The sequence below is a fragment of the Streptosporangium sp. CA-115845 genome (assembly GCF_050943795.1).
GTDB lineage: Bacteria > Actinomycetota > Actinomycetes > Streptosporangiales > Streptosporangiaceae > Streptosporangium.
On record NZ_CP191988.1, the window covers coordinates 8,510,094 to 8,522,689 of the forward strand.

The 12,596-nt window shown below is 70.0% G+C and carries 10 protein-coding genes and 1 pseudogene; 2 read left to right on the forward strand and 9 right to left on the reverse strand.

Translation table 11 applies throughout. The features are described from left to right. Nucleotides 1-56: 56 nt before the first annotated feature. The 5 genes and pseudogenes from ACQP0P_RS40485 to ACQP0P_RS40505 all read right to left on the reverse strand — a co-directional run. Complete coding sequence (locus ACQP0P_RS40485) at nt 57-980, reverse strand: glycine betaine ABC transporter substrate-binding protein (protein WP_433366300.1); 924 nt, start codon at nt 978-980, stop codon at nt 57-59. A 36-nt stretch (nt 981-1,016) separates the two neighbouring features. After that, nucleotides 1,017-1,706 carry an ABC transporter permease gene (locus tag ACQP0P_RS40490; protein WP_433366303.1) on the reverse strand — a complete coding sequence of 230 codons (690 nt, stop codon included), beginning with the start codon at nt 1,704-1,706 and terminating at the stop codon, nt 1,017-1,019. Next, a complete protein-coding gene (locus ACQP0P_RS40495) occupies nt 1,685-1,810 on the reverse strand; it encodes a hypothetical protein (RefSeq protein ID WP_433366306.1) in 126 nt (41 codons plus the stop codon). Before ACQP0P_RS40495 ends, ACQP0P_RS40490 begins: the two co-directional genes overlap by 22 nt. Next, nucleotides 1,807-2,469: an ABC transporter permease gene (locus ACQP0P_RS40500; protein WP_326644238.1), complete on the reverse strand. Its 663-nt coding sequence runs from the start codon at nt 2,467-2,469 to the stop codon at nt 1,807-1,809. Before ACQP0P_RS40500 ends, ACQP0P_RS40495 begins: the two co-directional genes overlap by 4 nt. Nucleotides 2,470-2,695: 226 nt before the next feature. After that, nucleotides 2,696-3,787: pseudogene (locus ACQP0P_RS40505) on the reverse strand (ABC transporter ATP-binding protein); the annotation flags it as partial. A 289-nt stretch (nt 3,788-4,076) separates the two neighbouring features. Between ACQP0P_RS40505 and ACQP0P_RS40510 the strand changes: the two are divergent. Beyond that, entirely contained in the window at nt 4,077-6,149 is a 2,073-nt protein-coding gene (locus tag ACQP0P_RS40510; protein ID WP_433366309.1) for a hypothetical protein, read from the forward strand. Nucleotides 6,150-6,220: 71 nt separating this feature from the next. Here the strand turns inward: ACQP0P_RS40510 and ACQP0P_RS40515 are convergent, their stop codons facing one another. From ACQP0P_RS40515 to ACQP0P_RS40525, 3 genes are all read right to left on the reverse strand, one after another. After that, nucleotides 6,221-6,775 carry a DUF6529 family protein gene (locus tag ACQP0P_RS40515; RefSeq protein ID WP_433366312.1) on the reverse strand — a complete coding sequence of 185 codons (555 nt, stop codon included), beginning with the start codon at nt 6,773-6,775 and terminating at the stop codon, nt 6,221-6,223. 79 nt (nt 6,776-6,854) lie between these two features. Next, nucleotides 6,855-8,603, reverse strand: a complete 1,749-nt coding sequence (locus tag ACQP0P_RS40520) for a phosphatase PAP2 family protein (protein WP_433366315.1) — start codon at nt 8,601-8,603, stop codon at nt 6,855-6,857. A gap of 735 nt (nt 8,604-9,338) precedes the next feature. Further along, complete coding sequence (locus tag ACQP0P_RS40525; RefSeq protein WP_433366318.1) at nt 9,339-9,593, reverse strand: hypothetical protein; 255 nt, start codon at nt 9,591-9,593, stop codon at nt 9,339-9,341. Between the two features lie 366 nt (nt 9,594-9,959). Between ACQP0P_RS40525 and ACQP0P_RS40530 the strand changes: the two genes are divergently transcribed. After that, complete coding sequence (locus ACQP0P_RS40530) at nt 9,960-11,021, forward strand: glycoside hydrolase family 19 protein (RefSeq protein WP_433382348.1); 1,062 nt, start codon at nt 9,960-9,962, stop codon at nt 11,019-11,021. Nucleotides 11,022-11,408: 387 nt separating this feature from the next. Here ACQP0P_RS40530 and ACQP0P_RS40535 read toward each other — a convergent pair whose 3' ends face one another. Further along, complete coding sequence (locus ACQP0P_RS40535; RefSeq protein ID WP_433366321.1) at nt 11,409-12,581, reverse strand: lipid-transfer protein; 1,173 nt, start codon at nt 12,579-12,581, stop codon at nt 11,409-11,411. Nucleotides 12,582-12,596 lie beyond the last annotated feature (15 nt).

Consider the following 12,596-nt stretch of genomic DNA (forward strand, 5'->3'; position numbering starts at 1 on the left):
CGGTCGATCACGTACGAGGCCGCATCGGCCTCGTACGTGATCGGACGGACGAATCGTCAGAGCAGGCCGTTCTGGGTGAGCCAGTCCTTGGCCACCGCGTCGGCGTCGTCCTTGTCGACCGCGACGCGCTTCATCAGCGCGACCAGGCCGGCGGTGTCGAGCTTGGCGGAGACCGCGTCGAGGGTGGTCCGCACCGTGTCGTTCACGCCCGCCTTGTTGACCAGGGGGGCGATGTTCTCCGCGGCGAAGGCGCTCTTGGTGTCCTGGAGGGAGACCAGGTCATTGATGATGATCTTCGGGTCGGTGGTGAAGACGTTGCCGACCTGGACGGTGCCGTCCTTGATGGCGTCGGCGGTGGCGTCGCCGGTCTTCTTCCACTCCTTGAACTCCAGGCCGTAGGTGTCCTTGAAGTTCTTCTCCTGGCGGCTCTTGAACTCCGGCGGGCCGCCCACCGCGTAGTTCTTGGCCACCTTGACCAGGTCCTCGATCGTGGTGAGACCCTCCTTGGTGGCGGTCTCCTTGGTGACGGTCAGCGAGTTGTTGTCCTCGGCCGCGGCGGGCGTCAGGACCTCCAGCTCGGCCGGGAGCTTCTCCTTGAGCGCGGCGACGACGTCGTCCTTCGACTTCGCCGTGGCGGTGTTGTCGACGAAGGCGAGGAGCGAGCCGATGTACTCCGGCAGGATGGTCAGGCCACCGCTCTTGACCTGGTCGTACAGGACCTCACGGCTGCCGATGTTGAACTTCTCCTCGACCTGGACGCCCTTGGCGGCCAGGGCCTGCGAGTAGATCTCGCCGAGCAGGACGTTCTCCGGGAAGTTGGCCGACCCGATGACGACCTTCCCGGCGGCCGCCGGCTCGGAGGCGGACCCGGACTCGGCGGGAGCCGGGGACGCGCTGGTGAGGGGATCTCCGCCGCCGCACGCGGTAAGTGTGAGCGCCGCGGACAGAAGGATCGCCGCGGTGCTGAACAGGCGCTTCATGGTGCTATTCCCTTCCAAAACGGGGGGTAATGGAGACTATCGGATGGTCTGGCGCTCGCTCACCCCCGGGGAGACCGTTGCGCGCTGTACCAGGGTGAACCCGAGCTGAACGAGCAGCGCCAGCAGTGCTACGAGAACCGCTCCGCCGATCGTGCTCGGGAAGTTCTTGGTCGCGAGACCGTCGATGATGAAGCGGCCGAGGCCGCCCAGGCCCACGTACGCGGCCACCGTCGCGGTCGCCACCACCTGGATGGCGGCCAGCCGCAGGCCGAGCAGGATGAGCGGCAGCGCGACCGGCACCAGCACCCGGCCGAGCACCTGCCCGCCCCGCAGTCCCATCCCGTACGCGGCGTCACGCAGGTCCGGGTCGACCCCGCGGATGCCCTCGTAGGTGTTGACCAGGATGGGCGGCACGGCCAGTGCCACCAGCGGGATCAGCACCGGCAGGATGGTGCCGACGCCCATCAGCAGCACGATGAGGACGAGCAGGCCGAGCGTCGGCAGGGCGCGGGCCGCGTTGGCGATGGAGACCACCAGCAGGGCGCCCCTGCCGGTGTGGCCGATCAGCAGCCCCAGCGGGAGCGCGATCAGCATGGCCAGCAGCAACGAGAGCCCGGCGAACTCCAGGTGTTCGAGCAGCCGGACCGGAATCCCGTCCGGACCCGACCAGTTGACCGGGTCGCCGAAGAAGTCGATCAGCCAGTTCACGCCGCCCCCCTCGTCCACGGGGTGATGGGAGTCCCGCCGATGGCGACTCCGGTGAGACGGCGACCGGAAATCCGGGGCGCCGCACCGGCCGGGTCGCCGAAGAAGTCGACCAGCCGCCTCACGCGGACCCCCTTGCTCGCGACCACGGGGTGAGCAGGCGCTGCGCCAGGATCAGCAGCAGGTCGGCGACCCCCGCGAGCACCACGACCAGCACGATGCCGACCACGATCGGGGTGTAGAACTGCCGCTGCCAGCCGTCGATGAACAGGTAGCCGAGCCCTCCCCTGCCGACCAGCGCGCCCACACTGACCAGGCTGACGCTGGCGACCGTGGCCACCCTGAGCCCGGCCAGCACGACCGGCACCGCGATCGGCAACTCGACCTGGAGCAGCCTGCGCAGCGGGGTGAAGCCCATGGCCACCGCGGACTGGCGCACGTGGTCGGGGACCGAGCCCAGCCCGTCGACGACCGCCGGGATCAGCACCGCCATGGCGTAGAAGGTGAGCGGGACCATCACGGTCAGCCGTGTCGCGAGGCCGGTGACCGGGATGAGCACGATGAAGACGGCCAGCGAGGGCAGCGAGTAGATCACGTTCATCACGCCGACGGTCGGCTGGTAGAGCCAGCGCCAGCGGACTCCGGCCAGCCCGAGCGGGAGCGCGATGAGCAGCCCGACGACGATCGGCACCAGCGCCATCACGATGTGGTCCGCCAGCAGGCCCTGGATCGTGGGCCAGTTGCGCCCGATCCAGTCCCAGCGGACCAGGGGTTCCTCACTCACCCGCGTCCCCCGTGCCTGCCGTGCCCTCGCCGGTGCTTTCCGCGTCCCCGGTGGATCCGCCGGAACCTCCCGCGCGCCCCTTGTCCACGACGGATCCGGCCGCGCTTCCCGCGCCACCTGCGGAGCCGCCGACGCCTTCCTTGCCGATGGCTTCGGCGGCACTCCCCGCGTCCCCCACGGGCCCGCCGGAACCTCCCGCACTCCCGGCGGACCCGCCGACGCCTCCCGTCACCTCGGCCAGTGCCTCGTCCAGTGCCTCGCGGGTGGCGACGCCCACGGCCCTGCCCTCGCCGTCCACCGCGACGGCGTTGCCCGAGGGGGAGAGCAGCGTCGCGTCCAGCGCGCCGCGCAGCGAGTCACGCCCGCTGACGAACGTCCCGTACGGCGCGAACTCCACCTCGGTGAGAGTGCCCGACTCGGGCAGGTCCTTGACCGCGACCCAGCCCAGCGGCCGGTTCCCCGCGTCCACCACGGCCAGCCACGGCTCTCCCCCGGCGCGTGCCAAGGCCGACGCGGCGTCGGTGGAGACCGGGACGAGCAGGTCGGTGCGGAGCCGTACCCCCTCGTCCGAGACGAACGACAGCCGCCGGATGCCCCGGTCGCGGCCGAGGAACTCGCGGACGAAGTCGTCGGCGGGCCTGGCCAGCAGCGTGGCGGGGTCGTCGAGCTGGGCCAGGTGACCCCCGACGCGGAAGACGGCCACCCGGTCGCCGAGCTTGACCGCCTCGTCGATGTCGTGGGTGACGAACACGATGGTCTTGTTCAGCTCGGCCTGGAGCCGCAGCAACTCCTCCTGCAGGCTGGCCCGGACGATCGGGTCGACCGCGCTGAACGGCTCGTCCATCAGCAGCACCGGCGGGTCGGCGGCGAGCGCGCGGGCCACGCCGACGCGCTGCTGCTGGCCGCCGGAGAGCTGGAAGGGGTAGCGGTCGGCCATCTTCAGGTCGAGCCCGACCCGCTCCAGCAGTTCCATCGCCCGGTCGCGGGCCTTCTTCTTCTCCCAGCCGAGCAGCAGGGGAACCGTCGCCACATTGTCGACGATCTTGCGGTGCGGGAAGAGCCCGGCCTGCTGGATGACGTAGCCGATGCCCCGACGCAGTGTCGGCGGGTCTATGGTCTTGACATCGACGCCGTCCAGGAGGATCTGCCCCTCGGTGGCATCGATCATTCTGTTGATCATGCGCAGGGAGGTCGTCTTGCCACACCCCGAGGGGCCGACGAAGACGGTGATCTCCCCGGTGGGCACCTCAAGGCTCAGGCTGTCCACCGCTACGGTGCCGTCGGCGTAGCGCTTGGTGACACCGTTGAATGTGATCATGCACAACCTCTTGTTGTCGCCGGGTTACGGCCCCCTGCCCCAACCGCCCCCACAATCTGGCTCAGGTCAGCCTATGCCCCACTTCTCCGATCTGTCTTCCCGGCTTTGCCGGGTAGATCGACATGTGTATTTCTCACGAAAAGGGCATTCAGTAGTGCGGGAGGTGCCCATGACTTGACATGATTACCCACATTGCTGGAGTTGATCCCTCTGGCACCGTATGTCACAGGCTTCACAGCCGCCCCACCTCTTCACCACGCTCGACGAACCACCAGAGGAAGCCGGTCCCGTGACCCAACCGCTCCTCGGTCAACGCTCGCGCGGCGAACTGATCGCCGAGCTCTACGACCGCCACGCAGCAGGACTGTACGCCTACTCCCACGACCAGCTGGGCAGCGCGGACTCGGCCTTCGACGTCCTGGTGACCGTTCTGTCCAGCGTCACGGACACCCACCCCCCGCGCGCCGCGCTGTACGCGCTCGCCCGCCGCGAGATCTTCCAGCGCGACATCGTCTACTCGCCCCCCCGCACCGGCCTGGCCCCCGTCCCCGCCCTCGTCGAGCGTGTGCTGAGCGAGTTGCGCACCCACCAGCGCGAGGTGCTGTACCTGTCGGGCGTCTGCGAGATGAACGCCGCCGAGCTGTCCTGGGTGCTCGACGTGGCCGTCGACACCGCCGACGAGCTGACGGTGAGCGCCTGCCGCAGGTTCGCCCAGTCGCTGGGCGCCGCCCTGGCCTCGGCCCGGATCCCCGCGCACCTGACGGAGGTGTTCGGCGCCCTCGCCGTCGCCCCGGTCCGCGACGTGCTCGTCCTCGCCCCCTGGGCCACCCCTCCCTCCGGGCTGCGCGCCGCCGTGCTCGGACCGCGGGCACCGCTCGCTCCCGTCGCCAGGCGGTCAACCTCCCCGCTGGTCAGGCAACTGTGGCCGACGTCGCCCGGCTGGCCACCACCGTCTCCGGAGAGCGGCGCCCCGGCCGATGCCCCGGCCTTCCCCGTGCCGGACCACATGGCGGGCGACCGCTTCCCGGACCCCTTCGCGCCGAGGGACCCCGGCACGGTCTCCACCCACGAGGCCAGCACCGAACCGCTGCCCAGGCTCGGCGACTCGGTGCTCACCGCCCTGGACACCGCGGCCCTGCGGCCGCGCCGCCGGCTCCAGCGTCCCAGGCCGCGCCGGGCGGCACCGCTGTCGGCGCCCATCCCGGGGGACGTGCTGGACGGTGCCCTCGACAGTGCCCTCGACGGTGCCCCCGACGGTGCCCTCGACGGTGCCCCGGTACGGGAGGACCTGTTCCGCCCGCTCACCCCTGAGGCGCGGGCGGCCCGCGTCCACACCGACAGGCTCGTCGCCGCCGCGCCCCGCCCCGAGGCCCTGCCCGCCGATCCGCCCGCCGATCCGCCCGCCGATCCCAGGCCCGTCGAGACGCCCAAGGCTCTGTCCGTCGAGGCCCCCCGCACGCCCCTGACGATCGCCCCGGCTCCCGGACCCGTGCCGGGAGATGTGCTGGACGATGTGCCCACCGCGCCCCCCACCGCGCACCCGCTCCCCGGCTGGCCCCTGCAGACCGACCAGCTCGACGCCCTCTCCGACGCCGAGCGCCACCGGCCTCTCTTCCCCGTCAGGCCCGCACAGGTGGAGACTCCTGACCGCGAAACCGGTCACGCGCAACCGCCGATGCCCACCTGGGCCACACCGGCACCGGCCCCCGACCCCGAAACCGGTCGCGTGCAGCCGCCGATGCCCACCTGGGTCACCGACCCCGTTCAGACGCCCGCGGTCGACTGGTTCACCGACGCCGCTCCCTCCGGCACCGAGACCGGCACCGAGACCGGCACCGAGACCGGCACCGAGACCGGCAACGCGACCGGCACCGGAACAGACGCCCAGGCCGACGAGACCCGGCACGAGACCTCGGGCGAGACCCCGACGGCCCTCCCCGCCTGGTCTCCCCGGCCTGACCATCTCAGCATCCCGGCGGGCCGTGCCCAGCTGCGCCTGCCCAGCTGGATCATGCGGGTCGACCAGCCGGACGACGCCCCGCCGCACACCGTGCCTCCGAACTACAGCGCACCCCAGGAGCACACCCCGGCGTCGTACGACGCGCAGTGGAGCGAGCCGACGACCGCGCAGGAAGGCGATTCCGGGGCGGAGACCGGCGAGACCGCGACGGCGGAGACAGGGCTCCGGCTTTCCGGACGGGCCGGATCCCGCAGGCGCGCGGGCCGGCGAGCGGCACGCAGGTACAAGGCGCCGACGAAGGTCTCCCACCACGACTGGGCCTGGGAAGTGATCGGTTTCATCATCGCGGTGGCGATCGCCATGATCGTCTTCTTCGCGGTACCGATGATCGCGACCCCGTGAAGCCGCCCTGGTTCCTTGCCACGAACCCCTGGCCGTGACCGTCCGCTGACCACTTCCCGGGGGCGGACAGGCTACGGCTGGGCCAGCTGCCAGAGTGCCGCCGAGGACCACAGGATCGCGATGAGGGTGACCAGGGTGCCGCCGGCGACCGGCAACGCCCAGCCGGGTAGGTACCGGCTGCGGACGAGGAGCACCTTCGCGGCGAACGCGCCGTAGAAGAAGCAGCCGGCGAGGGAGTGCAGGGCGACCCGGGCATCGTCCAGCTGCACTCCGTAGGTGGTGATGCAGTGGTAGGCGACGGGAAGGGAGAGCACGAACAGCACGGCTCCGCCGATGCGGTGGGCGATGGGTACCGGGCGGGGAGCGGCGCCGGCCCCGGGTAGCCGCCGGTACATCCACAGCGCCAATACGAGCTGGTAGAGGGCCAGGCCCAGCAGGGCGGTGCCGAGTTGCGCCTTCAGCAGGTTCGCGTCGTCGCCACGGCGTCCGAACAGGCTGCCGGCGTAGTCCGGAGTGTGTATCCGGCCGAACGCGTACAAGGCCGCCGCCACGGCCAGGGCGAGCCCGGCGGCCACCGCCGGCCGCAGCCAGACCGGGCGGGGTGACATCGTCCGTGCTGCTCCCATGTTCCTCTGCTCCCTCCCGTGCTCCCGGCCGTCGGCGCTCTCGCGACAGCCCGCTCAGCGTTGCCCGAGTAGTGGCTGCTCAGCCCGTGTCAATCTTGTTTCCCTGCGGGTTGAGCACGTACCACTTGGCGCCGAAGGAGTCGAGGCCCTGCCCGCTGGTGTCGCCGGGCTTGGTGTCGCCGACGTAGTAGTACAGCGGGTGGCCGTTGTAGGTGACCCCTGTGGTGTGGTCGGTCCTGGCGGTGGTGCCGAGCAGGGCGGAGGATGCGCCGCTGCCGGCCTGCGGCCTGCCCGTGGCGACCAGCGGCGGCCAGGCGACCGCACACGCGCCGTAGCAGGTCGACTTGGTGCCCTTGTCCGTCTCGAACAGGTACAGCGTGCGCCCTTGGCCGTCGGTGAGGATCTTGCCGAGCCTGGAGTCCCGGACCTCGACGGTGACGCCTGCGGCAAGGCCGCTGCCGGCCGGGGGCTTCGCGGTCGGGGAAGCCGGTGTGGCCGGGGCGAGCTTCAGTTGGCTGAGCACGTAGCGACCGATGGTGGTGCCGAGCTTGTTGCCGGCCTGGTGGTCCATCCGGCTGTGCACGCCCGCCCAGATGCGGCTGAGCCCGGCTTCGGTCGCGGCGGCGCTGAAGTTGGTGTAGGTCTCGGTCGTGCCGGACGCGGTGGGTGAGGTGAGGGTGAAGTCATTGCGGTCGCCGTAGAAGCCGGCGAGTACTGTGGCGGCGGCCGTGCTGATCGCGCTGTGCATGCCCGGGTAGGACGGGTCGGGAGGGGTGACGACAAGCGGGGTCCATCCGGGGTCGGGTTTGACCTGCGGGTTGCCGGCGGCGGAGCGGATGGCGGTGATCGGCCGCCAGAACCGGTAGTGGTACTTGGCGTTGTAGACGCCGATGGTGGCATCGGCGATGGTGAGGTTGAGCAGGGCGAACAGGTCCGCCGACTGGTCGAGGCCGCTGTGGCGCGCGAGGGCGACCTGTTGGCCGATGCTGTACCAGTAGTTCTGGATGGGGGCACCCCAGAGTTTGGCGGTCGTGGTCTGTTCCGCCGTGCGCGTCGTGCTGTGGGCGGCGCCGATGGTCTTGACCTCATTGATGGCTGCCGCGTAGACCGGGCCGGCCAGCGCCGGGGGCGCGGCGGGGCGGAACTGATGGCCGCTATGGAGCACGAATGGGGTGACCTTGCCCCAGTGGGTGAACACCGGTGGCTCGAAGTCTGGCGGGGTCGGCCGGTAGTCGCCGGGCTTGCCGGTGCTGGTGTAGGGCGGCGGGGTGGCGTCGGCGCCGTCATGCGCGCGCAGGGTAAGGATGGCCTGGGCCGCCTGGGCACCGACCCGGATGCCCTCCTGCTTGGCGCGGCCGTCGGGAATGCCGGTGAGATCGGCGGCCAGTTGCCGGTCCAGGCCGGGCTTTTGCGCCGGGTACAGGGCGGTGAGGGTGTCGTGCGCGGCCGTCGCGGCCGCGGCGGGACGGGAGGCATCCTGCGGGGCGGTGAAGCCGGTGCCGTAGAGGGGGTGAGCGCGGCTGATCGCGTTGACCGCGTCATAGACGGCCGCGCTCATGATGGCGAAGCTGCGGGTGGGGTGAACGGTGGTCGGCGGTGCGTGCGGAGTCTTCACGATGTTGAGCAGGGTCCGATTCCACTCGATCACCACGTTGCCCTGCGGCGTCCCCTCGGGCGTCCCCTCGACGGCGTTCGCGGTCGTGAGCGGGGCGGCATGGGCGGCGGGTGCCGCGGCGCCCTGGGCGCCGATCGTCAAGACGGCCACCGCGAGCGCGAGCACAGGCCGCCGCTGGGTTCTCCGCGGTTCTGGAAGCGCGAACATCCTCATGATCCTCCTCCTGTCAGGTAGCGGGGGGAGAAAAGATGACAGGCCACTTCAGCGTTTCCTCGCCGGCCGGCACCGGCCGTGTCGGGGCCGACGTCCTTAACCCGGTCGGGATTTGGCCGTGCCGGCCGTTACCGTGCCGGCCCGTGGAGCCTGCGTCGCGGGGTTTGCTCGGCGCGTCGCCGGTTTGGCTTGCGGAAGCCGCTCCGGCTCATGGCGAAAAGCACCGCAAAGACAGACGTAACCAGAAGTCATGATCTCGCTGTTCTTTTCATGGGGAACGGCACCCCTTCGTCAGCGGTGTTCGCCGGTTCGAGCTTTGAACGCAGACACTTCTCGATCGGTCAGCCGACGGCGAGAGTTTTCTGCTCACGGGTCACTGCAACAGAGCGCCCTCGGTACCGGAGGTAATCAAACATTCCATACCATCACACTTCCCACCGTAGCGGACAGCAAGCACACGTAGACGTTGCCGCGGCAAAGCCCTATGCAAACTCAGAACATTCCACAGCCGCAGTGCCCGATTACCGTAAGCCGCAAGGGTCGGAGAACAACGGAACGGCAATGTGCGCCGCGAACAACGCCACACGAGCCGGGTCAGCGCAATCACGCCGAGAAAATGATCGATTTTTGGTTGCGATGGAATGGAAACATATGTCAGGGCGGTGCGCCCAACCGTCCGCACACCGTCACCAAGCCGCGTCGTTGCCCTTTGATGTACGTTTCCGATCCGCCGTTTCACACCTGGCGCCACATCGCCTTTGGGCAGGGGGCCGTACGAACAACGGCGTAAGGGACATCTGTGACGAGCCCCCTGATCCAGGCATCCGAAGCGACGAACCTGGCCCGGGTGTCGGACAGCCGCGCCACCTCACGCCGCGCCCGGTCGAGCGCCTGCCGGTGGCGGAGGAGGTCGGTGGCGTCCGCCTCCGTGGTCGTCACCAGGAACCGGTGGACGCGCTCCTCCACAGGATCGAGCCCGAGGGATTCCACCGTGCCGCAACGGTGACACCCTAAACACCGATAAAAGTTACATTTAATAGCTAACCGGATGAATCACGCCCCGGCGAACCGGCGGCGCGCGAGGTTCCCCGCGTTTGGAACGCACCCGGCCCGCAATGGCGGAACTTGATGTCCGAACGGGTTGTAACAGCGATCTGTCAAGGCTAGTATCGCGGCAACTCTTAGGAAACTTTCTTAAGAGAAAGATCGGGCTGGCGGCCCCGCGCCCCACGGCGGACCCGCCCGATCCAGGAACGAGCTGCGCGAACGCGATGACGCGGGCCGTCACCGCGCGAAAGTCCGACCGTCCGGACACCCCACACCTTCCGGTTTCCCCCCCATGGGAGTGATCAAGTGTTGAGACAGCGCATCATCGCCGCCCTCGCCGCCCTGGCGGTCACCGGCGTGCTCGCGGTCGTCCTGCCGATGTCCTCCGCCTCCGCCGAGAGCTGCGCGGCCGCGTGGAACTCCTCGGCCGTCTACACCGGCGGCATGACCGCCTCGTACAACGGCCACAACTGGTCCGCGAAGTGGTGGACCCAGAACGAGACCCCGGGCACCGCCGACGTCTGGGCGGACAAGGGTGTCTGCGGCGGCGGCACGACGCCCCCGGGCAACTGCAACCACCCGAACTGGGCGGCGGGCACCTGGTACGCCGCCGGCAGCATCGTCAAGTACACCAACGGCGGTTACTACATCGCCGAGCACGACAACCCGGGCTACGACCCGGTGATCAGCACCTGGTACTGGGACCCGTACACCTGCGGCGGCACGACGCCGCCCACCGACCCGCCCACCTCGGGCTTCGTGGTGAGCCAGGCACAGTTCAACCAGATGTTCCCGAACCGGAACCCCTTCTACACCTACAGCGGGCTGACCGCCGCGCTGAGCGCCTACCCCGGCTTCGCGAAGACCGGCAGTGACACGGTCAGGAAGCAGGAGGCGGCCGCCTTCCTCGCCAACGTCAACCACGAGACCGGCGGCCTGGTCCACATCGTTGAGCAGAACACCGCGAACTACCCGCACTACTGCGACGCGAGCCAGCCCTACGGCTGCCCCGCCGGTCAGGCGGCCTACTACGGGCGCGGCCCGATCCAGCTGAGCTGGAACTTCAACTACAAGGCGGCGGGCGACGCGCTCGGCATCAACCTGCTCGGCAACCCGTACCTGGTGCAGAACGACGCGGCGGTGGCCTGGAAGACCGCCCTGTGGTACTGGAACACCCAGAACGGCCCCGGCACGATGACGGCGCACAACGCGATGGTCAACGGCCACGGCTTCGGCCAGACGATCCGCAGCATCAACGGCAGCCTGGAGTGCGACGGCAGGAACCCGGCACAGGTGCAGAGCCGGATCAACTCCTACCAGAGCTTCACGCAGATCCTCGGCACCACCCCGGGCGGCAACCTGAGCTGCTGACCGACTGGCGGGGGCGGCGGGGTCCGCTCCTCCTGTCACCCCGCCCGCCAAGTGCGGGCCCCCGTGAGCACGCGGGACACGAAGGGCGCGACCAGGCGGCCGCGCCCTTCTCACATTCGTCCGTTCACCGAACATTTGGTGCAGATGCCTCCCCCTTCAGGGCAGGGAGGAAGCACTTTTCTTTTTTCGTGTGGTGTGCGGGCGCGGCTCGGTAGGGTCGGGGTGTTCCGCGATAGCCAAGTGGAGCATGTTTGTGTGAACGCGGCAGGGCGTGCCGTGTCCGCGCGGGGAGGCTTCGGGGGTGCTCGGGCCGGTGAACCGCGAACCGACAGATCCGACCATCAGGTCGGGTGCTGGAATCCCAGGCTTCCGAGCCGCGGGAGGACGTCAATCCGCCGACAGGACCAGTCCGCTGGTCGGCACCCCCGTGCCCGCGGTGACCAGCACGTTGCGTACCGAGGCGAGCTGGTTGGCCGAGGTGCCGCGGATCTGCCTGACGGCCTCGGCGATGCCGTTCATCCCGTGGATGTACGCCTCGCCGAGCTGGCCGCCGTGCGGGTTGACCGGCAGGCGGCCGTCGATCTCGATGCCGCCGTCGGCGACGTAGTCGCGGGCCTCGCCGCGTCCGCAGAAGCCCAGCTCCTCCAGCTGGGTGAGCACGAACGGGGTGAAGTGGTCGTACAGGATGGCCGCCTGCACGTCCGAGGGCCCGAGCCCGGACTGCCTCCACAGCCGGCCGCCGACCACCCCCATCTCCGGCAGGCCCGTCATGTCGTCGCGGTAGTAGCTGGTCATCGTCATCTGACCGGCGCCCGCGCCCTGGGCGGCGGCGGTGATCAGCGCGGGTGACCTGCGCAGATCCCTGGCCCGCTCGGCGGAGGTGACCACCAGCGCCACCGCGCCGTCGCTCTCCTGGCAGCAGTCGAGCAGGTGCAGCGGCTCCGCGATCCACTTCGACGCCTGGTGCTCCTCCAGCGTGATCGGGCGCCCGTGGAACCAGGCGGCCGGGTTGGTGGCGGCGTGCCTGCGCATGGCCACCGCCACCCTGCCGAAATCCTCGGAGGTGGCGCCGTAGGCGTGCATGTAGCGCCGGGCGAACATGGCGACCCAGGCGGCCGGGGTCATCAGCCCGTACGGCAGGTGCCAGCTCATGTCCAGCCCGTGCGACGTGGGCTCGCCGCCGATCCCGGGGTTGGGCTGGCCGAACCTGCGTCCGGAGCGCTCGTTGAACGCCCGGTAGCAGACCACGGTCTCGGCGACCCCGGTGGCGACGGCCATCGCCGCGTGCAGCACGGTTCCGCAGGCCGCGCCGCCGCCGTAGTGGACACGGGAGAAGAACGACAGGTCGCCGATGCCCACCTCGCGGGCCACCGAGATCTCCTGGTTGGCGTCCTGGGTGTAGGTGACGAGGCCGTCCACGTCCGAGGGCGCCAGGCCCGCGTCGTTGAGCGCCGCGAACACGGCCTCGGCGGCGAGCTGGAGCTCGGACCGGCCTGACTGCTTGGAGAACTCGGTCGCGCCGATGCCGGCGACGGCCGTACTCCCGGAAAAGGAGACCACGCTGATGAGGGCCTT

Coding starts and splice junctions, on each gene's coding strand:
- ACQP0P_RS40515 (WP_433366312.1), bottom strand. CDS start 6,775: ATGGGAGCAGCACGGACGATGTCACCCCGCCCGGTCTGGCTGCGGCCG.
- ACQP0P_RS40520 (WP_433366315.1), bottom strand. CDS start 8,603: ATGAGGATGTTCGCGCTTCCAGAACCGCGGAGAACCCAGCGGCGGCCT.
- ACQP0P_RS40485 (WP_433366300.1), bottom strand. CDS start 980: ATGAAGCGCCTGTTCAGCACCGCGGCGATCCTTCTGTCCGCGGCGCTC.